The 19,190-nt window shown below is 59.0% G+C and carries 17 protein-coding genes; all 17 read right to left on the minus strand.

The genetic code is table 11. The features are described 5' to 3' along the window. Positions 1 to 48: 48 nt before the first annotated feature. Positions 49 to 264, minus strand: a complete 216-nt coding sequence (locus tag AC1EKG_RS06950) for a hypothetical protein (RefSeq protein ID WP_004807382.1) — start codon at positions 262 to 264, stop codon at positions 49 to 51. 27 nt (positions 265 to 291) lie between these two features. Next, the gene (rarD, locus tag AC1EKG_RS06955) at positions 292 to 1,290 is read right to left on the minus strand and encodes an EamA family transporter RarD (protein WP_004807380.1); all 999 of its coding nucleotides are present in this window, start codon (positions 1,288 to 1,290) and stop codon (positions 292 to 294) included. A 16-nt stretch (positions 1,291 to 1,306) separates the two neighbouring features. Continuing rightward, positions 1,307 to 2,503 (minus strand): MFS transporter, encoded by a 1,197-nt coding sequence (locus AC1EKG_RS06960; protein ID WP_082149271.1) that lies wholly within the window; start codon positions 2,501 to 2,503, stop codon positions 1,307 to 1,309. Between the two features lie 114 nt (positions 2,504 to 2,617). Continuing rightward, on the minus strand, positions 2,618 to 3,631 hold the full coding sequence (locus AC1EKG_RS06965; RefSeq protein WP_004807377.1) for a polyprenyl synthetase family protein: 1,014 nt from the start codon (positions 3,629 to 3,631) through the stop codon (positions 2,618 to 2,620). Then, the gene (gene nuoN / locus AC1EKG_RS06970; protein ID WP_004807375.1) at positions 3,628 to 5,187 is read right to left on the minus strand and encodes an NADH-quinone oxidoreductase subunit NuoN; all 1,560 of its coding nucleotides are present in this window, start codon (positions 5,185 to 5,187) and stop codon (positions 3,628 to 3,630) included. Before nuoN ends, AC1EKG_RS06965 begins: the two co-directional genes overlap by 4 nt. 1 nt (position 5,188) lies before the next feature. After that, positions 5,189 to 6,724 carry an NADH-quinone oxidoreductase subunit M gene (locus tag AC1EKG_RS06975; RefSeq protein ID WP_004807373.1) on the minus strand — a complete coding sequence of 512 codons (1,536 nt, stop codon included), beginning with the start codon at positions 6,722 to 6,724 and terminating at the stop codon, positions 5,189 to 5,191. A 15-nt stretch (positions 6,725 to 6,739) separates the two neighbouring features. Further along, positions 6,740 to 8,686, minus strand: a complete 1,947-nt coding sequence (gene nuoL / locus AC1EKG_RS06980; protein WP_004807371.1) for an NADH-quinone oxidoreductase subunit L — start codon at positions 8,684 to 8,686, stop codon at positions 6,740 to 6,742. A 13-nt stretch (positions 8,687 to 8,699) separates the two neighbouring features. After that, positions 8,700 to 8,999, minus strand: coding sequence for an NADH-quinone oxidoreductase subunit NuoK (gene nuoK / locus AC1EKG_RS06985; protein ID WP_004807370.1), 300 nt, complete (start codon positions 8,997 to 8,999; stop codon positions 8,700 to 8,702). Beyond that, positions 8,996 to 9,967, minus strand: coding sequence for an NADH-quinone oxidoreductase subunit J (locus tag AC1EKG_RS06990; protein ID WP_004807368.1), 972 nt, complete (start codon positions 9,965 to 9,967; stop codon positions 8,996 to 8,998). The genes nuoK and AC1EKG_RS06990 overlap by 4 nt, the downstream gene beginning before the upstream one ends. After that, complete coding sequence (gene nuoI / locus AC1EKG_RS06995; protein WP_004807365.1) at positions 9,964 to 10,629, minus strand: NADH-quinone oxidoreductase subunit NuoI; 666 nt, start codon at positions 10,627 to 10,629, stop codon at positions 9,964 to 9,966. Before nuoI ends, AC1EKG_RS06990 begins: the two co-directional genes overlap by 4 nt. Beyond that, the gene (nuoH, locus tag AC1EKG_RS07000) at positions 10,613 to 11,920 is read right to left on the minus strand and encodes an NADH-quinone oxidoreductase subunit NuoH (protein WP_040315340.1); all 1,308 of its coding nucleotides are present in this window, start codon (positions 11,918 to 11,920) and stop codon (positions 10,613 to 10,615) included. The genes nuoI and nuoH overlap by 17 nt, the downstream gene beginning before the upstream one ends. A gap of 11 nt (positions 11,921 to 11,931) precedes the next feature. Continuing rightward, positions 11,932 to 14,496, minus strand: coding sequence for an NADH-quinone oxidoreductase subunit G (locus AC1EKG_RS07005; RefSeq protein ID WP_004807362.1), 2,565 nt, complete (start codon positions 14,494 to 14,496; stop codon positions 11,932 to 11,934). Further along, positions 14,493 to 15,791 (minus strand): NADH-quinone oxidoreductase subunit NuoF, encoded by a 1,299-nt coding sequence (gene nuoF / locus AC1EKG_RS07010; RefSeq protein WP_004807360.1) that lies wholly within the window; start codon positions 15,789 to 15,791, stop codon positions 14,493 to 14,495. The genes AC1EKG_RS07005 and nuoF overlap by 4 nt, the downstream gene beginning before the upstream one ends. Beyond that, positions 15,788 to 16,519, minus strand: a complete 732-nt coding sequence (gene nuoE, locus AC1EKG_RS07015) for an NADH-quinone oxidoreductase subunit NuoE (RefSeq protein ID WP_004807359.1) — start codon at positions 16,517 to 16,519, stop codon at positions 15,788 to 15,790. Before nuoE ends, nuoF begins: the two co-directional genes overlap by 4 nt. Further along, positions 16,519 to 17,886 carry an NADH-quinone oxidoreductase subunit D gene (locus AC1EKG_RS07020; protein ID WP_004807357.1) on the minus strand — a complete coding sequence of 456 codons (1,368 nt, stop codon included), beginning with the start codon at positions 17,884 to 17,886 and terminating at the stop codon, positions 16,519 to 16,521. The genes nuoE and AC1EKG_RS07020 overlap by 1 nt, the downstream gene beginning before the upstream one ends. Continuing rightward, on the minus strand, positions 17,886 to 18,608 hold the full coding sequence (locus AC1EKG_RS07025) for an NADH-quinone oxidoreductase subunit C (RefSeq protein ID WP_004807356.1): 723 nt from the start codon (positions 18,606 to 18,608) through the stop codon (positions 17,886 to 17,888). The genes AC1EKG_RS07020 and AC1EKG_RS07025 overlap by 1 nt, the downstream gene beginning before the upstream one ends. Continuing rightward, the gene (locus AC1EKG_RS07030; RefSeq protein ID WP_004807354.1) at positions 18,605 to 19,189 is read right to left on the minus strand and encodes an NADH-quinone oxidoreductase subunit B; all 585 of its coding nucleotides are present in this window, start codon (positions 19,187 to 19,189) and stop codon (positions 18,605 to 18,607) included. The genes AC1EKG_RS07025 and AC1EKG_RS07030 overlap by 4 nt, the downstream gene beginning before the upstream one ends. Position 19,190: the final 1 nt, after the last annotated feature.

Consider the following 19,190-nt stretch of genomic DNA (forward strand, 5'->3'; position numbering starts at 1 on the left):
ATTCGTCAGTTTAGTGCACTAATGGGGCCGAATGTACCAATAGTGGGCTTAGCCACGACGTGACCACCACAGTTGATCTGGATCGGTGGGAGGTCTCCAGAAGATCGCCATGAGCAACCCTGCCACGGCAGCAACGAGGGCGGCGACGCCACAAACAACTGCCAGGGTGTGATTGATGTAAGCCTGGCTGATTTTGGCGAGTAGGAACAGCCCTATCGCTACGCAAAATAGTATGAATGCCGGCCTGCGCCCAAAACTACCCATTTTTCCTCCCGCGCTCTACCCTACCGGTCAGTGCGCCAGATTGCCCTTCCCACCTTTAGTGTCCGGAGCGGTTCCCCGCGTGGCTGCTGCCAGCATCCGGTTGGTGCGGCGGGAAGCCACCATCATGTCTGCAGTTAGGAAGATCAGGGCAATCCAGACGATTCCAGTACCGATCCACCTGGCCAGCGGCATGTGCTCATGGAAGATGAACACGCCAATGATCAGCTGCATGACGGGCGAGAAATATTGGATCATCCCCAGCACGCCTAAGGGCAGGCGGGTAGATACCCACGCGAACATGGTTTGCGGCACGATGGTGACGATGCCGCTACCGGCCAGGAGGGCGATCATGATCCACACTTCGGTCGCTCCCCCGCCAGCGGCGTGAATCTTTGCGAATACGTCTTTGCTCTGCGCTGCCAGGTACCACACGTACAGTCCCAGTGGCGGCACTATTGCGGCTGTCTCTATAACCATGCCTGCTACCGGCGGGGCGGAGGTAGCTACCTGTTTCTTGGCCAGCGAATAGAAGGCAAAGCAGAGTGGCAGGGCAATGGCGATCCACGGTAGGTAGCCCATGCCCACGACCATCACGATGATGGACAGCATGCCGCAGGCGATAGCCGCACCCTGCAGTTTCGAGACCTTTTCCTGCAGCACAATAATTCCCAGAGCCACGGTCATGATGGGGTTGATGAAGTAGCCGAGGGCGGCATCTACGGTTCTACCGGAATTCACCGCGTAGACGTAGATGGTCCAGTTTCCTGCTACCAGCAGACCGGCAATTGCAAGGGTGAGCACCGTCCTCTTATTTCGCAAGGTCCTCCGCAAATCCCCCATCTTGCGGGTAACTGCTAGGAATGCCATCACCGCAACCAGGCCCCAGACCGCCCTGTAGAATACGACCTCTACAGCATCGGCCTGCGCCAGCCAGATAAAATACAAGGGGAACATTCCCCAAATTATGTAGGCGGCTATTCCTACCAGGTAGCCTGTTTTGTCGATTTGCCGAACTTGCTCGGACATTTACCTTTTCTTCCGGTTAGAGAACGTTTTTTGCATCTGGGATGCCTCGCGCCCATGTTAGGTACAAGGCAAGGCCAACGAGGGCGAGGAAGCCAGCAACTGAGAAAGTCAGGTGGTATCCCAGTATGCTAACCAGGCCACCGATTATAAAGGGGCCGACGCCCGTAGCCAGGTCGACCAGCAGGTAATAGCTAGACACTGCCATGCCCGCCCGCCGCTGGGCGGTCTTTGCCACCGCGGTGGCTTGGCATGCCGAGATGCCGGTGCCGTAGCCCAGCCCCAGCAGCCCGGCTCCTATCAGCAACGTCAGCCCGCTGGTAGCGTTGGCAGATAGCAGGTAGCCGCAGGTAAAGCACACCAGGGTGGGGATGATTACCACGTCGTCGCCACGGCAGTCTTGCATTACTCCGCCTATAGGACGCGACAGCAGGATCACGATCGCATAGACCACGAAATACCAGCGGGCCGGCCCTTCCAGGCCGCGCTGCTCGGAATACGGCTGCAGGAAGGAAAGCAGGAAACCGTACGGAGCGGAGCAACAGGAAATCACCAGTGCGATCGGCAGCGCCTTCGGTGCTACCCACTTGTTGATCCCGTGCTCTGTAGAAACCTTGTTGCGCGGCTCAGCTACAGAAAGGTGTTTCCAGCAGCCCAGCGCCAAGATAGTCGCGGCTGCAGCGATCCCCGTGGATACGGCGAATTGGATCTGGTACCCGTTCTTCATACTAGCTAGCAGCATCCCTACGAACGGGGCGACACCTGTGGCAAGGGAGGTTCCCGTAGAAAACCAGCCCGAACCTTCGCCGCGTCTTGCTGCCGGGACAGTGCGCATGGCAGCGCCGGCAAGTATCGTAGCGGTGACGCCGAAGCAAACACCGTGGATCAGCCTAATTATCAGCAAAGACATTAGCGAGGACGCCAAAAAATATGCCCCGGCGCTCAGCACGAACAGGGCAAAGGAGACGGCTGCAGGGCCGCGCTCGCCGAATCTCTCCAGGGCTCGACCCGCAATGATGCGGCCGAAGCAGCCTCCAAAAATAAAAATGCCGGACGTTAGTCCAGCAGCCGAGGAACCTGCCCCAAATTCGGCGGCAGCGTAGCCCACCATCGTAGCCATTAGGAAGTACATGGTCGACATTACACAGAATGACGAAAAGGTAAGGGCTATGAACGATGGGGTAAATAGTCTGGGGGAAAGATTCGATTTACTCATACCCTGCCCAGTATAGGGATTCACATATGAATTCCAAGGCGAGGAAGCTATTTGAGGCTTAACAGACAGAGGCACCGTTGCCGGCGCCTCTGTCTAACGGGTTTAGCTATCCTGCTACGACATGCGATCTACTAGCAGATCGGCAAACTCGCACAGCGCTGCATGCGCATCAGATTTGGGAAGCGCGTCCAGGATCTGTTTTGCTTCGGCCGCCCATTCCCTGGCCATCTGCCGAGTCTGTTCCAGCACGGGGTGCTCACGCAGCGCGGACACCACTTCAGCGAGGGCGGCGTCGTCGCTCAGATCCTGCTCCAGCAGGTGCAGAATGCGCTCTCCGGCCTCGTCAATCTCACCGTTGGCAGCCTGGGCCTTCAACAGCAGAGTGGGCAGCGTGTCCACGCCCTCGCGCAAATCGGTACCGGGCGTCTTTCCAGAGGTCTTCGGGTCAGAGGCCAAATCAATCACGTCATCGGCTATCTGGAAGGCTACGCCCACCTTTTCGCCGTACTCGGCAACATAGTTGGCAACCTCGGGTCCTGCCCCACTCATTTCCGCACCGTAGCGGGCAGACTGGGCCACTAGTGACCCGGTCTTATCGGCAAGAACTTGCAGATAGAACGCAACCGCGTCCTCGTCCTCGGCGGGACCGAAGGTTTCGTTCAACTGGCCCATGCACAGTCTCTCAAAGGTAGTGGCGTGTTGTGCCACTGCCTCGGGGCCGAGCTTCGCTACTCGCCGCGATGCCCTGGAGAAGAGCACGTCTCCGGCCAGGATGGCGCGGTTGTTGCCCCAGATGCGCTGTGCCGCAGGCGCTCCCCTTCTTGAGGGCGCCGAGTCCATCACATCGTCGTGGTACAGCGTTGCCAGGTGGGTCAGCTCTACCACTACTGCTGCGTCTAGCACGTCGTTCGCGCTGCGGCGCGAAGGCGACCCTAGTTGGGCGCAGAGGAGTACCAGCATCGGGCGCATGCGCTTGCCCCCGGCTGCCATCAGATGTGCGGTCAGGTCGTCAACTAGGCCGCGTGCCCCCACGACAGAATCGCGGAGGCGACGCTCGACCTCTTCCAGAGCTTCTTCTAATTCGCTCTGCAAGTCAGCTGATTTTAGTGTTACTGCAGTTTGGCTCACGGAACGAAGATAGTCGCATTTGTCAGGAAATTCAGGACCGGCGCGGGGAGAACGCCAAGTAGCACGGTCAAAATGGCACAGATGACCACTACTGGCATGGTAATACCCTGCGATTTCACTGCCTTCGAAGTGCTGGCTGGCTCGTCCATGAACATGGTGCGGGCCAGGTTGAAGTAGTAGAAGGCGGTGATTGCGGATGCTGCAACTGCGATTACCACGAGTGGCCACAGCCCGGCCCTCAAGCCGGTTGCAAACAGGACGAACTTACCGATGAATCCGGCAGTTAGCGGGATGCCTGCGAACGAAAGCAGGAACACCAACATGCACCCTGCCAGTAGCGGAGACTTGCGTCCCAGCCCGGCCCACGCGTCGATCTGGTTAGCTTCGCCAAGGATGTTGCCCTCGGCATCCGTCTGGCGAACGAGCGTGATGGCGGCAAAGGCACCAACGGTCGCGATCGCGTAGGACAGCAGGTAGAACATGATGGCCGAGGTGGACTGGTTATCCATTGCAATCACGGCGATCAAAATAAAGCCTGCGTGAGCGATGGACGAGAAGGCAAGCATCCGCTTGATGTCTTCCTGTACCAGGCCCCAGAAGGTGCCGACGAACATGGTCAGGATTGCCACAATCCACATGAAGATCACGAGGTTCCATCCCAGCTGCCCTGCCACAGTGAAGTAGAAGCGTGCCATTGCCAGGAACGCCGCTGCCTTCACTCCGGCAGCCATGAATCCCGAGATTGGGGTTGGCGCGCCCTGGTAGACGTCTGGGGTCCAGGCGTGGAACGGAGCCGCTCCGACCTTGAATAGGAGGCCTACCGTCATCAGCACTACGCCGGCAAGAAGTAGCCAGTCAAGGTTGCCTCCCTTAGAGGAGACCGCCTTGGCAATGTCGCTCAGTGTCAAGGTGCCGGAGTAGCCGAAGAGCATTGCTTCGCCCATCAGGAAGAAGCCTGAAGAGAAGGCTCCCAAGACGAAGTACTTGATAGCCGATTCCTGGCTGATACGCCTCCTGCGCCTTGCGGTGGCACAAAGGATGTAGAACGGCAGCGAGAATGCCTCAAGAGCAATGAACAGGGTGAGCAGCGAGTTCGCTGCCGGGAACACCATTAGGCCAATGAGGCTGAACAGTGCTAGCGGGAACATCTCGGAACGCTGGTAGCCAAGGTGCTGGGTCATCTCTTCTGCCCTGGAACCGGGTACATCCGCGGGCTGGCCCGCGAACGAGCCGTCCCCGTGCTCTGTTTGATCGGCCATCACCAAGATGGAAAGCAGGCCGATAATCAGCATGATGGCCTGGGCGCCGAAGGTGAGCCCGTCCGCGTTGTATTCGCCCGCGCCAACCGTCTGGGGCATCTTGCCGTAGGTTTCGATGCCGACGATGGTTAGGGCTACTGCAGCCGCTAGGACCGAGATCACGGACCACACCACCTGCACCTTGCGCCTTGCGCCGGCGGGAACGAATGCTTCAATAAGCACACCAACAATGGCCCCTGCCAACAGCACCATTAGCGGGGACAAGATTAGCCACTGACTGAACTGGGTTGCTTGCATGTTACTTCCCTTCCGTATCTGCCCCGGCGCCTACCTGCACTGGAGCAGGCACAACCTGGGAGGCAGTGGGTTCGACCATGGTGGTAACGCCCTTGGGGAAGAACCCAAGTACGAGCATGGCGGCAATCAAAACACCGACTACGCACTTTTGCGATCCGGTCAGATCGACCATGGATTTGCGTTCCGGGTTCGGCGGGCCGGTGAAGATTCGCTGGTATGGAATCAGCGCGTAAAGCACTGCCAAGATCACGCCGAATACTGCGAAGAAGGCAATCACCGGCTGCACCTTGTAGGTGCCTACGAAGACCATGAATTCTGCGGGGAAGCCCGATAGGCCGGGCAACGCGATGGCGGCCAAGGCCGAGATCAGCCACGTGCCTGCGAGCACGGGGGTGATCCGCTGCAACCCACCAAATTCGGCGATCTTCTGGGTGTGTGCCTGCTGGGTCATGAAGCCCGAGATCAGGAACATGCCCGCGATAGATAGGCCGTGGGCGACCATGTACACCATGGCGCCGATTAAGGCGGTCTGGTTACCAATGAAGATGGCCATAACCATCAGCCCGAAGTGGGACACCGAGGTGAAGGAAATCAGTCGCATCAGGTCCTTTTGCCCGATCGCGGCAATTCCGCCCCACAGCACCGAGATGACCGCAACGATTACGATCGGTAGCGCTGCTCTGTGAGAAGCTCCCGGGAAGATTGCCAGACACATGGTGATCATTCCGAAGGTACCGATCTTGTCCAGGACGCCAACTAGCAGTGTCGAGGTGCCCGGGCGGGCCACTTCTGCTGCATCGGGTAGCCAGGTGTGGACGGGAACCATTGGAGCCTTCACAGCAAACGCGGCGAAGAAGCTCAAGAATAGTGCCATCTCGACACCCGCACTAGTGTGCAGCTGTCCGGCCAGGTTCTCGATAAGGAAGGTACCGCGCCCATTCGGAGCCACCACGTACAGGCCGATTACGCCGGCTAGCATGACCAATCCGCCTGCCAACGAGTACAGCAGGAACTTCAGGGCTGCGGCCCGTCCGCCCCGACCATACCTACCAATCATGAAGTAGACCGGGATCAGCATGGCCTCGAATGCCAGGTAGAACAGGAACACGTCGCGAGCGCTGAATATCAGCACCATGAAAGCTTCCGTAGCCAGGATGAGGGCGATGTATCCGCCCTCGGAGGATTCGGAGGAGTTGTAGAAGCCTCCTTCGTTGCCGGAAGCGAGGATCACCAGCAGGGTGAGCAGGGCCGACAGCAGGACCATTACCAGGCCGAGCCCATTTACGCCCAGTGCCCAAGAAACGCCCAGCTGTTGAATCCAGGAGTAGGTTTCTGCCCACTGGTATGCGCCCGACTTGCCAAAGTCGAAACTGGCGGCTGCGGCTATGGCACCGATAAGTACTACACCGGAGGTGAGCACACCAATCAGTCTGCCGCTCTTTCGCAAGGAGGGCACCAGCCACAGCAGCAGGGCTGCGAGCGCGGGGATTGCTACTAACAGAGTAAGTAGCGGGAACGTTGCGTTTATAACTTGCATATCTTACCTACCGCCTCAGAGCCTGGTTCCGAACACAGCGACAAGCGCGAGCAGCACACCGAAGGCGATGTAAGCCGCGTAAGAGCGGATGTGGCCGTTTTGGATTCTGCGGATGAAATTGCCAAGCCCGAGCGAGCCCTTGCCGAGTCCGCCCACGATGCCGTCGATGCCACCCTTGTCGGCAAGAGTGACGCCCTTGGTGAGGGCGATGCCCGGGTGCATGAACAGCGATTCGTTGATCGAGTCTTGGTACAGATCGTTGCGGGCAGCCACCACCATCGGGTTGGCGGCCGGAGCAATCTTGGGAACGGAGTTGCGCCCGTACCTGACCCAGGCCAGAACAGCTCCGATTAGTACTACTGCCAGTGTGCAGATGGTAATTGCCAGCGCCGGAATTACCGGTTCACCGTGCGCGTGGTGCCCGGTAACCGGTTCCAGCCACTTGGCGAAGAATCCGGTCGGAGCAACCGCTATACCAAATCCGATTGCGAAAATTGCCAGGATGATCATCGGCACAGTCATGAGCGGACCGGATTCGTGCGGGTGCACCTGGCCACCGTCGTTGACGGTAGTCCACCGGGCCTTGCCGTGGAATGTCATGAAGAACAGCCTGGACATGTAGAAGGCGGTGATTCCCGCGCCAATCAACGCAATGAGGCCGAAGATCCAGGCGCCAGTGGTGCCGAATGCTTCCGGCACGAAGGCGGATTCGATAATCGGATCCTTGGTGAAGAAACCGGTGAATGGCGGGATGCCGAGGATCGCCAGCCACCCCATCATGAAGGTCAGCCAGGTTACCTTCATGACCTTAGACAGGGCACCAAAGCGCCTCATGTTCACCTGTTCGTTCATTGCGTGCATGATCGAGCCGGCTCCCAGGAACATCAGCGCCTTGAAGAAGCCGTGACCAACCAGGTGCAAGATTGCGAAGGCCCAGCCAATCGGGCCGAGCCCGGCGGCCAGCATCATGTAACCGATCTGGGACATGGTAGATGCGGCCAGCACCTTCTTCATGTCGTCCTTGGCACAACCGACGATGGCGCCGAACAGCAACGTGATTGCCCCGACGATTGCCACCAGCAGCTGCGCTGTAGGAGCTGCAGAGTAAATACCGCCCGAGCGTACCATCAGGTAGACGCCCGCGGTCACCATGGTGGCGGCGTGGATCAGTGCAGACACCGGTGTCGGACCGGCCATTGCGTCGCCAAGCCATGCTTGCAACGGGAACTGCGCGGATTTACCACAGGCAGCTACCAATAGGAAGATTCCGATAATGGTTGCCCAGTGCCGCCCCATCGAGCCGTCGGCCGCAGCCCCCAGCACGTCGGAGTAGGCAAAGGAGTTGGTTACCTTGAACATCGCCATCATTGCCAGCAGCAGGCCCATGTCGCCAACACGGTTCATGACGAATGCCTTCTTCGCAGCAGTGGCGTTTTCCGGCACGTGGTTCCAGAAGCCGATCAGCAAGTAGGAGGCAAGGCCTACGCCTTCCCAACCGAAGAACAGCAGCAGGTAGGAATCGGCCAGCACCAGGGTGAGCATGGCCGCGATGAAGAAGTTCAAGTAGGCGAAGAACCGGCGCCTGTCAGCATCGTGTTCCATGTACGCCACTGCGTAGACATGGATAAGCGAGCCGACGAAAGTCACCAGCATTACGAAGGTCATCGAGAGCGGATCGAGAAGCAGTCCCAGATCGATCGCGTGGTCGGAGCCGAGGCCCGCCCATTCAAACAGGTGCGTGCGCAACGCCCTCGAACCAGGTTCCATGCCGTACAGCTGCAAGATGACGAGCAATCCGACGACGAAAGAAGCCCAGGAGGCAACTACGCCAATCCAGTGCCCCCAGCGGTCGCTTGCCCGTCCTAGGAGCAGCAGGACTCCGGCGCTCACTAGCGGGAGCGCGATCATCAGCCACGCGTAGGCGGCCGCACCGGTGGCTACCCCAGGTGCCATAGCATTCATTTGAGCTAGCCTCCTAGTTCTTCATCAAGTTCAGCGCATCAACGGAAGTGGTGCGCCTGGTCTTGAAGATCGATACGACAATGGACAACCCGACCACTACTTCGGCAGCAGCAACAACCATCACGAAGAACGCCATTGTCTGGCCTTCGATGTTGTTGTGCATGCGCGCAAAAGTGACGAGCATAAGATTCACCGAATTGAGCATCAGTTCGACCCCCATGAGGGCGATCAGTGCGGTGCGTCGAGTAAGCACGGTGACAGCGCCAATGGCAAATAGGACTATCGCCAGGACGATGTAGTTGGTGAGACTCACTTGTCTTCACCTTCCTTTCCCTCGACGGTTTGCGAGTGGGCCTTTTCGACCTCGCGCTTACCGGGCTGCATAAGACCTGTGGGAGCTGACTGCCCAGGCATCCCCCAGGCTCCAGAGCGACCCACGGCCTGAGTGGCTTCGCGTCCGTGCAGACCCTTTGCCTTGTCGCCGTGCCGCTGTTCGCGCAGCGCGGTCGAGGCGGAAGGTTCAACAGTTGAAAGGGTCCTAGCTTCCCCACGGGCACGCAGCACGCGCGATACCGACGCCTCAATGGGCTCGCCGGTTTCACCGGAGATCGCAGGTACGTCCACCGCGTTAGTGGAGGCGTAAACGCCAGGCGCGGGCAACTGACCGATGTGGGTGCCGCGGGTACGCCATGCGTTCCAGCGTGCTGCCAACGTGTGCCGCTGGTCTGCCTTGGGAGCCAGTCGATCTGCGTGGTTCAGCAACATCGAACCAACCACCGCGGTAATCAGCAGCACGTCGGCGAGTACCAACGTGTGAGTGTGCTGGGTAAAGATTGAGATGCCAACCGCGACCGGATTATCGGCTCCGTTAGCATCGGCAAGATGGCCCACCGCCGGAAGTTTCGAGGCGACGATCGCGCAAGTGAGTAGCGCAATTAGGACTGCACCGGCCAAGTATGCGAACCACCTCAATGAAGCCGTAGACTTTCGGTAGTTATCGGAGGCCGACACGCCCACCATCATGACCACGAACAAGATCATCATCATGATTGCGCCCGTGTAGACAACTACTTGGACGACACCCAGGAAGAGTCCGCCCTGCTCGATGTAGAGCAAAGCCAGAATCAGCATTGCTGCCACCATACAAATTGCCGAGTGGACTGCCTTGCGACATAGGGCCACCCCTAGGGCCGCAAGCACCAGCAGTGGTGCAGCAACCCAAAACATCACCGTCTCGCCGGTGCTGATGGACTGCGCCGCTAGCGGTAAGAGCGTGTTCACAGTGCTTCCTCCTTTACCGCCTTAGCAGTCTTGAGTGTGGGATCGTCAGGGCGCTTCTGCTCTACCCACTGGATCTGTGCCTGAGTCGGACCGGAGACGGCTCCCTTGTAGTAGTCCGAGTCGGTAGTACCTTCGACCATCGGGTGCGGAGCAGCGAGCATGCCTTCCTGCATCGGAGCCAGCAGCTGATCCTTTTCGTAGATCAACCGATCGCGGTGCTGTTCTGCCAGCTCGAAGTCATTACTCATGGTGAGTGCTCGAGTGGGGCATGCCTCTATGCAGTAGCCGCAGAAAATGCACCTGAGGTAGTTCACCTGGTAAACGCGCCCATAGCGTTCCCCGGGCGAATACTGCGCGTCGGGCCGGTTTACCGCGGCTTCGACCAAGATGGCGTCGGCTGGGCATGCCCATGCACACAATTCACAACCGATGCACTTTTCTAGGCCGTCGGCATACCTATTTAGGCGGTGCCTGCCGTGGAAACGAGGTTGCACATAAGGTCCCTCGAATGGGTACTGTTCCGTTACCGTGGGGCGGAAGAACGAGGAGATGGTTACTCCGAATCCTGCCCATGGCGAAAACAGCTTCCCTAGTGGGCCCTTAGGATCATGCTCGTAACGCATGTCCTCGCGGGTTGGATTTCGTTTACTCACTGGGTTCATCTTCCTTCCCTGCGGTAGCAAGGGCTACTTCTGCGCGACCGGCACGCGGGCTGACAGGCATTTGTTGGCCTAGGCGCGGCGGCACCGGATAGCCTCCTGCCATCGGATCAAATGGCTTCTCGGGACCGGTATCCGCCCTCTTTTCGCGCCCGGTAAATCCGATGATGACCAGCGCGATCAGGAATATTACGGCGATACCGATGAGCAGCTGGGTAAGGGTGACGTTCGCGTACAAGCTGATTCCGCGCATCAGCGCCACGATTACTAGCCAACCAAGCGAAATGGGCAGAAGCACCTTCCAACCCAGATTCATCAGCTGGTCGTAGCGCACACGCACCAAAGTTGCGCGAACCCAAATGATGCAGAAGGCCACGGCCCACATCTTGGTGATGAACCAGATCATTGGGAAGAAGCCGGTGTTTAGTACGCCGCCAAGAATGTGGTCGCCGAACGGGAATCGCCAACCGCCCAGGAACAGGGTGGTAAACACGCACGAGACGTTGAACATATTGATGTATTCGGCCAGGTAGTACCAGGCGAACTTCATCGAGGAATATTCCGTTTCGTGGCCGGCTACCAGCTCGCCCTCACATTCGGGAAGGTCGAACGGCAGACGGTTGATCTCGGCAACCGAGGAGATGAAATAGATGCATGCTGCCGGAATGAGGGCGAAGATCCACCACACTGGCGATTGGGCCGCCACGATCTGCGAGGTGCGCATGGAACCAGAGACGATGAATACCGTCACCATCGCCATGCCCATGCCTAGTTCGTAGCTGATGACCTGAGCCGACGAACGCATTGCGCCTAGCAGTGGCAGGGTGCCCTTAGAAGACCAGCCGCCCAGAATAATGCCGTACACCCCCAATGAGGCAATGGCCAGAATGTAAAGGCCGCCGATCGACGGATCCATCAGCTGCAACGGAGTGGAGTGGCCAAGAATATTCACGTTGGGGCCGAACGGGATTACCGCTAGCACCATGAAGGCGCTAAATGCCGCAACCAACGGACCAACCAGATACAGGATTCGATCCACGCCCTGCTTATTGAAGTCTTCCTTGACTAGCAGTTTCACCGCGTCTGCCACTGCCTGGAGCAAGCCCAGCGGACCGTGGACGTTTGGGCCAGGACGAGTCTGCATGCGAGCAAGACCACGCCTTTCCACCCACAGCGCCATAATGACTGTGATCAGCAAGAACACAATGATGAAGACCGCTTTGATAAGAGTCAGCCACCATGTCTCTTGGCTAAAATCTGCCGGCTGGACCTCATGGCCTGCCGTCGAGAACATTGTTAGAGCGTTCACCGGGTCACCTCCGAGGCAGTAACGCTTACTACAGCGCCGCTTCCGACGCCTAAGGTTTCGTATACGTGGGAGCGGTCAGAGCACTGCGGCAACCAGACCACGCGATCAACCATGTCGCACACGTGCGCTGGCAGGGTGATGGTTCCCGCTTCGGTAGAGATGTCTACCCGTGCGCCCTCGGCAATGCCGAACGACTTCGGTACCCATGCCACAGAGCGGCGGGCGCTTCCTGCCAAGGCAGGGTTGCCGGTTAGCAGCACACCGTGGTCGAGCAGCGGCTTGTGCGTTGCCAGCACGGCCTGACCAGCACCGGGAGCCGCCAGCGCCGCTGGCGCCTGATGCGGGCGCAGCGCCCTCTTGCCTTCCCAGTTCATCAACTGGTTAGCTTCGGCGTGCACGTCGCGCAGGGAAGCAAAAGCAATTGGCCGTTCCAGCTCGGTGGCCAACTGGTCTAGCACTTCCCTATCGCTCATCGCAGGGGTGGACAGTGCCTGTCCGAACGGCCGCAGTCGACCTTCCCAGTTGATGAACGTGCCAGCCTTCTCGGCAACCGGTGCCACGGGCAAAACCACGTCGGCAATCTGGGTAACAGGAGTCTGCAGCACCTCGAGGCTTACGACGAAGCCGGCATTCTTGATGGCTGCCAAAGCATCGCCGGGCAGGTCGCGGGTATCTACCCCGCCCACTACGAGGGCGTCGACCTCGCCGGTCGATGCGCCCTGCAAGATTCCGGCCAAATCAAGGCCTTCACCTGCCGGTACCTCATCCCACAGCTGCTCTAGCGAAGCGCGCGCTGCCGGATCGGCGACTGCGCGTCCGAAGGGAAGCATCGAAGGCACGAGTCCAGCCTCCAAAGCGCCCCTTTCCCCGGCTCGGCGAGGTACCCACGCAAGCTTTGCGCCGGTACGTTCGGCCAATTTGACGGTTTCGGTTAGCAATCCGGGAACCTGGGCGGCGCGTTCGCCTACGAAGATGACGCCATTAGTAAGACCTTCCGCGATATGCGACTGGTCACCTTCCGCGTCCTTCTGTATAGAAGCAAGCACTTCCGGTTCCGTGCCAGGAGCGGCAGGAACGTGCACAGCCCCCATCTTGGCCGAGCCATTGGTAAAGATCGGCGCCACGGTTGCGACCTTCAGTCCCTTGCGGGATGCCTTGCGCAAGCGCAGGAACAAGGTGGCGCACTCATCTTCGGGCTCCAGCCCTACAAGAAGCACCTGTTCGGACTTGTCGATGTCGGCGTAAGTTACGTCCAGGCCGCTGCCCGCAATGCTGGAAGCCAAGAATGCTTCTTCTTCGGCCCCGGTAGTGCGGAATCGGGCATCAACGTTGTTAGTGCGCAGTGCGACGCGGGCGAATTTGCTCCACGCGAAGGCATCCTCGAAGGTCAGGCGGCCACCTGGCAGCAATGCCGGGTTCTTTGCCTTAGCCAAACCTTGGGCGGCCCTGTCGAAAGCATCTGCCCACGAGGTCGGAACTAGCTTTCCGTCCTCGCGCACTAGCGGCATGGACAGGCGGTTCTCGCCAAACTGCCACTGGTAGGCAAAACGGTCCTTGTCAGAAATCCATTCCTCGTTTACGTCCATATCGCGCCCCGCCAAGCGGCGGACGATGTTGCCGCGCCTTACGTCGTTGCGGATGACCGCACCGGAAGCGTCGTGCTCGGTAACAGCTGGCGTGGAAACCAGGTCGAAGGGGCGAGCCCTGAACCGGTAGGTGGCAGAAGTCAGCGCACCCACCGGGCAAATCTGGATGACGTTGCCGGCGAAGTAACTAGAGAAACGGCGACCCGACTGATCTTCGTCAGCCGGTACGATCTGACCCGTGTGGAAGCCCTGGGCGGCACCAGCCTGCCCGCTAGGACCAGAAATCTTGGAAGCATTCGCAGCAGTGGAACCACAGCAATCCTCGGAAGCGATGCCGAGGCTCTTGGTATCAAAGCGGCCGATCTGCTCCCCCATGAACACATGGTGATCGCGCGGGGAGGAACCGCCGCCGCGCCCCTGCAAGTCAATAAACGGGTCGCCCGCAATCTGCTTCTGGAACCGGACGCAGCGCTGGCACAGAATACAGCGGTCGCGGTCTAGCAACACAGTAGACGACAGCGACACCGGCTTGGGGAAGGTTCGCTTAGCTTCGCCGAAACGCGATTCTCCTTGCCCATGCGACATTGCCTGGTTCTGCAATGGGCACTCGCCGCCCTTATCGCAGATTGGACAGTCCAAGGGGTGGTTGATCAGCAGGAACTCCATAATTCCGTGCTGGGCCTTCTTGGCCACGTCAGAAGTGCGCTGGGTGAAAACCTCCATTTTTGGAGCCACCGTCATGGTGCAAGCCGGCTGCGGCTTAGGCATCTTTGAAACTTCGCCAGACCGGTTCGGCATTGCCACCTCTACAAGACACTGCCGGCAGGCACCAGCCGGGTCTAGCAGCGGATGGTCACAGAAACGAGGAATGTGAATCCCAAGTTTTTCAGCAGCCCTGATAATCAGCGTCCCCTTGGGGACTTCGACGCTCTGCCCGTCGATCTGGATAGTGATCAACTCGCTCGCTTCACTCATCGGGCGCCTCCTTCACTGAACTTGGTGGATGCTTCGTAGGGGAAAAGCTCCCAGGCGGGAGTGCGGTAGCCGGCCTCGAATTCTTCCCGGAAGTACTTGAGGGACTTCGGGATTGGGGTAGCGGCCGCATCACCGAGGGCGCAGAAAGACCTACCGCCGATGTTTGAACAGATGTCTTCCATCAGCTCGATATCGCCGGGGCGCCCCTTGCCTTCCAACAGGCGGTGCATAATCTGCTTCAGCCAGTAAGTGCCCTCGCGACACGGCGTGCACTTACCGCAAGATTCATGCTGGTAGAAATCGATCCACTGCGCGATTACGCGAACCACAGATACCGTCTCGTCAAAGACCTGAATTGCACGGGTTGCCAGCATCGAACCAGCAGCCGCCACATCTTGGTAGGTCAACGGCACGTCTAGCTGTTCAGGCGTGAAAATTGGAGCCGAAGAACCGCCAACGGCCCAGAACTTCAGTTCGTGGCCCTCGCGTACTCCCCCGCACATCTCTAGCATCTCGCGCATGGTGATACCCAGCGGAGCCTCAAACTGGCCCGGGTTCTTCACGTGCCCGGAGATCGAGAAGATGCCATGCCCACGGGACTTTTCGGTGCCCATGCAGGCGTACCAGTCAACCGAGTTCTTGAAGACGCCGGGAACCTGCGAGATGGTCTCGACATTGTTCACCACAGTCGGGCGCGAGTAGAGGCCCGAAACGGCCGGGAAGGGCGGCTTCAGCCTTGGGTGACCGCGTCTTCCTTCCAAAGAATCCAACAGCGCAGTTTCCTCGCCGCAGATGTAAGCGCCCGCACCGGCGTGCGCCACGATCTTCAGCTCCCCAAGAATGCCGGCAGCTTCAGCCTCGGCAATCGCCGACAGGATGCGCCGGTACACATGGGCTACCTCGCCACGCAAGTACAAGAAGGCCTGCTTACACCCAATAGCATGGGAAGTAATGGCCATGCCCTCTACCAGACAGTGCGGATTGGCCATGATCTGCGGCATGTCCTTGCAAGTGCCCGGCTCCGATTCGTCGCCGTTTACTACTAGGTACCGCGGGCCGCCGTCGTCAGGAGGCAAGAAGGACCACTTCATGCCCGCCGGGAAGCCTGCGCCGCCACGGCCGGCCAGACCGGAGGACTTTACCGCGCTCACCACGTCCTCGGGCTTCATTGTCCGGGCCTTCTTCAGCCCCTCATAACCCCCGTGAGCCAGGTAGTGCTCAAGGGTCCACGACCGGTCCTCGCCCCAATGTTCGGTGAGGATAGGCGTCAGAGTGTCAGTGGTTATGCCGTTCACTTGTCCTCTTCCCCTTCTTTTTCAGCCTTGGCTCGCTCCGCCTCAGCAGCGGCAATTGCCTGCTGATTGTCCGGCGCCTTCCAGCCCTTCTGCCGGGCAATGCGAAGGCCCAACGTGGAAGGTTCCCCAGCCGAAGGACCTTCGTGCTGGTGGCCATCCAAGAACCCCGCCAACAGGTGTTCGTTCTCTTTGAAAGTCGGGCACACCTCCGGGCCGCGAGTGGGATGAAGCGGTCGATCTGCCTTGATGTCTTCAACCAGGTCCAATGCGGACTGCGGTGTCTGGTTGTCGAAGAACTCCCAATTGACCATGACCACCGGAGCATAATCGCAAGCAGCATTACACTCGATTGCTTCCAACGTGATCTTTCCATCTTCAGTAGTCTCGTCAGTGCCGATTCCCAGCTGCGACGAGACCGCCTCGTAAATGGCATCCCCGCCCAGCACCGCGCACAGAGCGTTAGTGCAAATGCCAACGTTATATTTGCCGGCAGGGTGACGCTTGAACTGCGTGTAGAAGGTGGCAACCGCCGAAACCTCGCTGCGCGAGAGCTCTAGCATCTGCGCGCAAAAAGCAATGCCATCGGCACTAACAAACCCGTCCTCGGACTGAACCAAGTGCAGCATCGGGATCAACGCCGACTGCTGGTGCCCCTTTGGGTAACGGTCCATGATCTGCTGGGCCTCACGCCGCAGCCTTTCTTCGACCTCGGATGAATACTTACTCATTAGCGGTCAACCCCTCCCAATACCGGATCTAGCGATGCCAGCGAAACGATGAGGTCGGAAATCATGCCGCCCTCGGCAAGCAACGAAAGTGACTGCAGATTCGAGAAGGAGGGTTCGCGGAAGTGGACTCTATACGGGCGAGTGCCGCCATTCGAAACCACGTGGCAACCCATGATGCCCTTCGCGTGTTCAATGATCTGGGTGGCCTGTCCAGCCGGGACTTTGAAGCCCTCAGTAACCAGCTTGAAGTGATGGATTAGAGCCTCCATGGAGGTTCCCATGATGTGTCGGATGTGCTCGAGCGAGTTGCCCTGCCCATCGGCTGCCACCGAGAGCTGCGACGGCCAAGCAATTGCTTTGTCCTCTACCATCACGCGCTCGCCCTCGCACTGATCCAGCCGATCGAGCACCTGCTCAATGATGCGGAAGGACTGGTAGCACTCGTCGAAACGCACGCGCACACGACCGTAGGCATCAGAGGTTTCCTGCGTGCACACATCAAAATCGAGCGTTTCATAGCCGCTGTAAGGCATCATTTTGCGCACGTCATAGGCAAAACCTGCGGCGCGCAAGGACGGACCGGTAAGGCCCATAGCGAAGATTGCCTCCGGGGAGATGTAAGAAACGCCCTGGAAACGCGACTTGAAAATCGGGTTATCCATGATTAAGTCTTCCAGCTCGCCAAGATCGCGGCGCACCTTCGGAAGCTGATCGCGCACATATTCTGTAGTACCAGCGGGCAGGTCCTGGGCCACCCCGCCTACGCGCAGATACGCGTTGTTCATACGCAACCCGGTGACGCGTTCGAAGATGCGGAAGATCTCTTCGCGGCCACGGAAAGCGATGGTCATTAGCGTGGTGCCACCCAGCTCGTTACCGGTAGTGCCGATGGCCACGATGTGCGAGGCCGCTCGGGTGAGCTCCATCATCAGCACGCGAATTAACCGGGCGCGCTCCGAAATTTGATCGGTGATGCCCATCAGCTTTTCGACCGCCATCACATAGGCCGCCTCGTTCAGCATCGACGCCACATAGTCCATACGCGTGCAGAAGGTGGAACCTTGCGCCCACGTGCGGTATTCCATGTTCTTTTCGATGCCGGTGTGTAGGTATCCGGTGCCCACGTGTACCTTGCGCACGATCTCGCCATCAATTTCGACGATCAGACGAAGCACCCCGTGGGTGGAGGGGTGAACCGGGCCTAGGTTCACAACGATGCGTTCGTTTACCAGCTTCTCGTGTAAAGACTGCTGTTCAATCTGCTGGGTAACTTCGTCCCAGTCGCCACCAGAGGAAGTGAACTCTGGCAGTTCCTCGTCATCAATGACGGGAGGAGCAGCCTGGTAAAGAGGTGTTGAATGCGACATTAGTTGTAAGACCTCCGTACGTCCGCGGGCGGAACGGTGGCGCCCTTGTACTGAACCGGGATGCCGCCTAGTGGATAATCCTTGCGCTGGGGATGACCTACCCAATCATCGGGCAGCGCCGTGCGAGTAAGAGACGGGTGACCGGTGAACACGATGCCCATAAGGTCCCAAGTTTCGCGCTCGTGCCAGTCGTTGCCGGGGTACACCGAAACCACCGAAGGGATGGTCGGATCTTCTTCGGAGCAGGTGACTTCCAGACGGAGCTGCCTGCCGTGGGTGAAGGACAGGAGCATGTAGCAGGCGTGTAGTTCCCTGCCAGCATCGGCCGGGTAGTGCACTCCGTTGACGCCTAGACACATTTCGAAGCGCAGATCCTGGTCGTCACGCAACATCTTGCACACCTGGACGATGTGTTCCTTGCTGATGAAGAGGGTCAGTTCGTCGCGATCGACAACAACGCGCTCTATAACCTTGCCAACTTCCAGTCCGGCCTCGCGGATGTCTTCTTCAAGGGCGTCGACGGCGGCATCGAACCAGCCACCGTAGGGCCGAGCAGATTCGCCGGGAAGGAAGATCTTCTGTTCCAGGCCCCCAAAGCCGGTGGTGTCGCCGGCGTCGGCTACGTGGAATAACCCCTGCCTGGTGCCCACCAGTTCCGGACCGGGCTTGGCGCGCTCTGCGCCTGCCTGCTCCGAGGAGGGAACAATATTGTTTTCGCTCATGCCAGCAGTCCCTTCTGCATGTGAGTGGGGGTAGCTTCGAGGGCGGCCTGTTCGGCCAACCGGGCTACTTCGCGGCGACGCTTCTCAGTAAGCGGCTCCTGGTAGTGGATCTGATCGTGAAGAACCAAGATCGCATTGATCAGCGCCTCTGGCCGCGGCGGGCAGCCGGGCAAATACACATCCACGGGAACCACGTGGTCGCAGCCCTGAATTACCGCGTAATTGTTGAACATGCCGCCGGTGGAGGCACACGCGCCCATAGAGATAACCCACTTCGGTTCGGGCATCGAATCGTAGACGTTGCGAATAATAGGCGCCATCTTGTGGGCTACTCGTCCAGAAACGATCATTAGGTCTGCGTGGCGGGGCGAAGCACGGAAGACCTCCATGCCAAACCTAGAGATGTCGTAGCGCGGGGTGCCCGCAGACATCATTTCAATCGCGCAGCAGGCGAGGCCCATAGTGACGGGCCATACCGATGCTTTCCGGGCTAGGCCTACCAGGCGCTCCATTGAGGTAATTGCGAAACCGTTCGGCAGATCATTTTCCATCTGCTCGCGGCGGCCACCAATTTCAGCCATT

The organism is Winkia sp. C0117E2, from assembly GCF_056590455.1.

Coding starts and splice junctions, on each gene's coding strand:
- AC1EKG_RS07020 (WP_004807357.1), bottom strand. CDS start 17,886: ATGTCGCATTCAACACCTCTTTACCAGGCTGCTCCTCCCGTCATTGAT.
- rarD (WP_004807380.1), bottom strand. CDS start 1,290: ATGTCCGAGCAAGTTCGGCAAATCGACAAAACAGGCTACCTGGTAGGA.
- nuoI (WP_004807365.1), bottom strand. CDS start 10,629: ATGAACCCAGTGAGTAAACGAAATCCAACCCGCGAGGACATGCGTTAC.
- AC1EKG_RS06960 (WP_082149271.1), bottom strand. CDS start 2,503: ATGAGTAAATCGAATCTTTCCCCCAGACTATTTACCCCATCGTTCATA.
- AC1EKG_RS07005 (WP_004807362.1), bottom strand. CDS start 14,496: ATGAGTGAAGCGAGCGAGTTGATCACTATCCAGATCGACGGGCAGAGC.
- AC1EKG_RS07025 (WP_004807356.1), bottom strand. CDS start 18,608: ATGAGCGAAAACAATATTGTTCCCTCCTCGGAGCAGGCAGGCGCAGAG.
- nuoH (WP_040315340.1), bottom strand. CDS start 11,920: ATGTTCTCGACGGCAGGCCATGAGGTCCAGCCGGCAGATTTTAGCCAA.
- AC1EKG_RS06975 (WP_004807373.1), bottom strand. CDS start 6,724: ATGCAAGTTATAAACGCAACGTTCCCGCTACTTACTCTGTTAGTAGCA.
- AC1EKG_RS07030 (WP_004807354.1), bottom strand. CDS start 19,189: ATGGCTGAAATTGGTGGCCGCCGCGAGCAGATGGAAAATGATCTGCCG.
- nuoL (WP_004807371.1), bottom strand. CDS start 8,686: ATGAATGCTATGGCACCTGGGGTAGCCACCGGTGCGGCCGCCTACGCG.
- AC1EKG_RS06950 (WP_004807382.1), bottom strand. CDS start 264: ATGGGTAGTTTTGGGCGCAGGCCGGCATTCATACTATTTTGCGTAGCG.
- nuoN (WP_004807375.1), bottom strand. CDS start 5,187: ATGCAAGCAACCCAGTTCAGTCAGTGGCTAATCTTGTCCCCGCTAATG.
- nuoE (WP_004807359.1), bottom strand. CDS start 16,519: ATGAGTAAGTATTCATCCGAGGTCGAAGAAAGGCTGCGGCGTGAGGCC.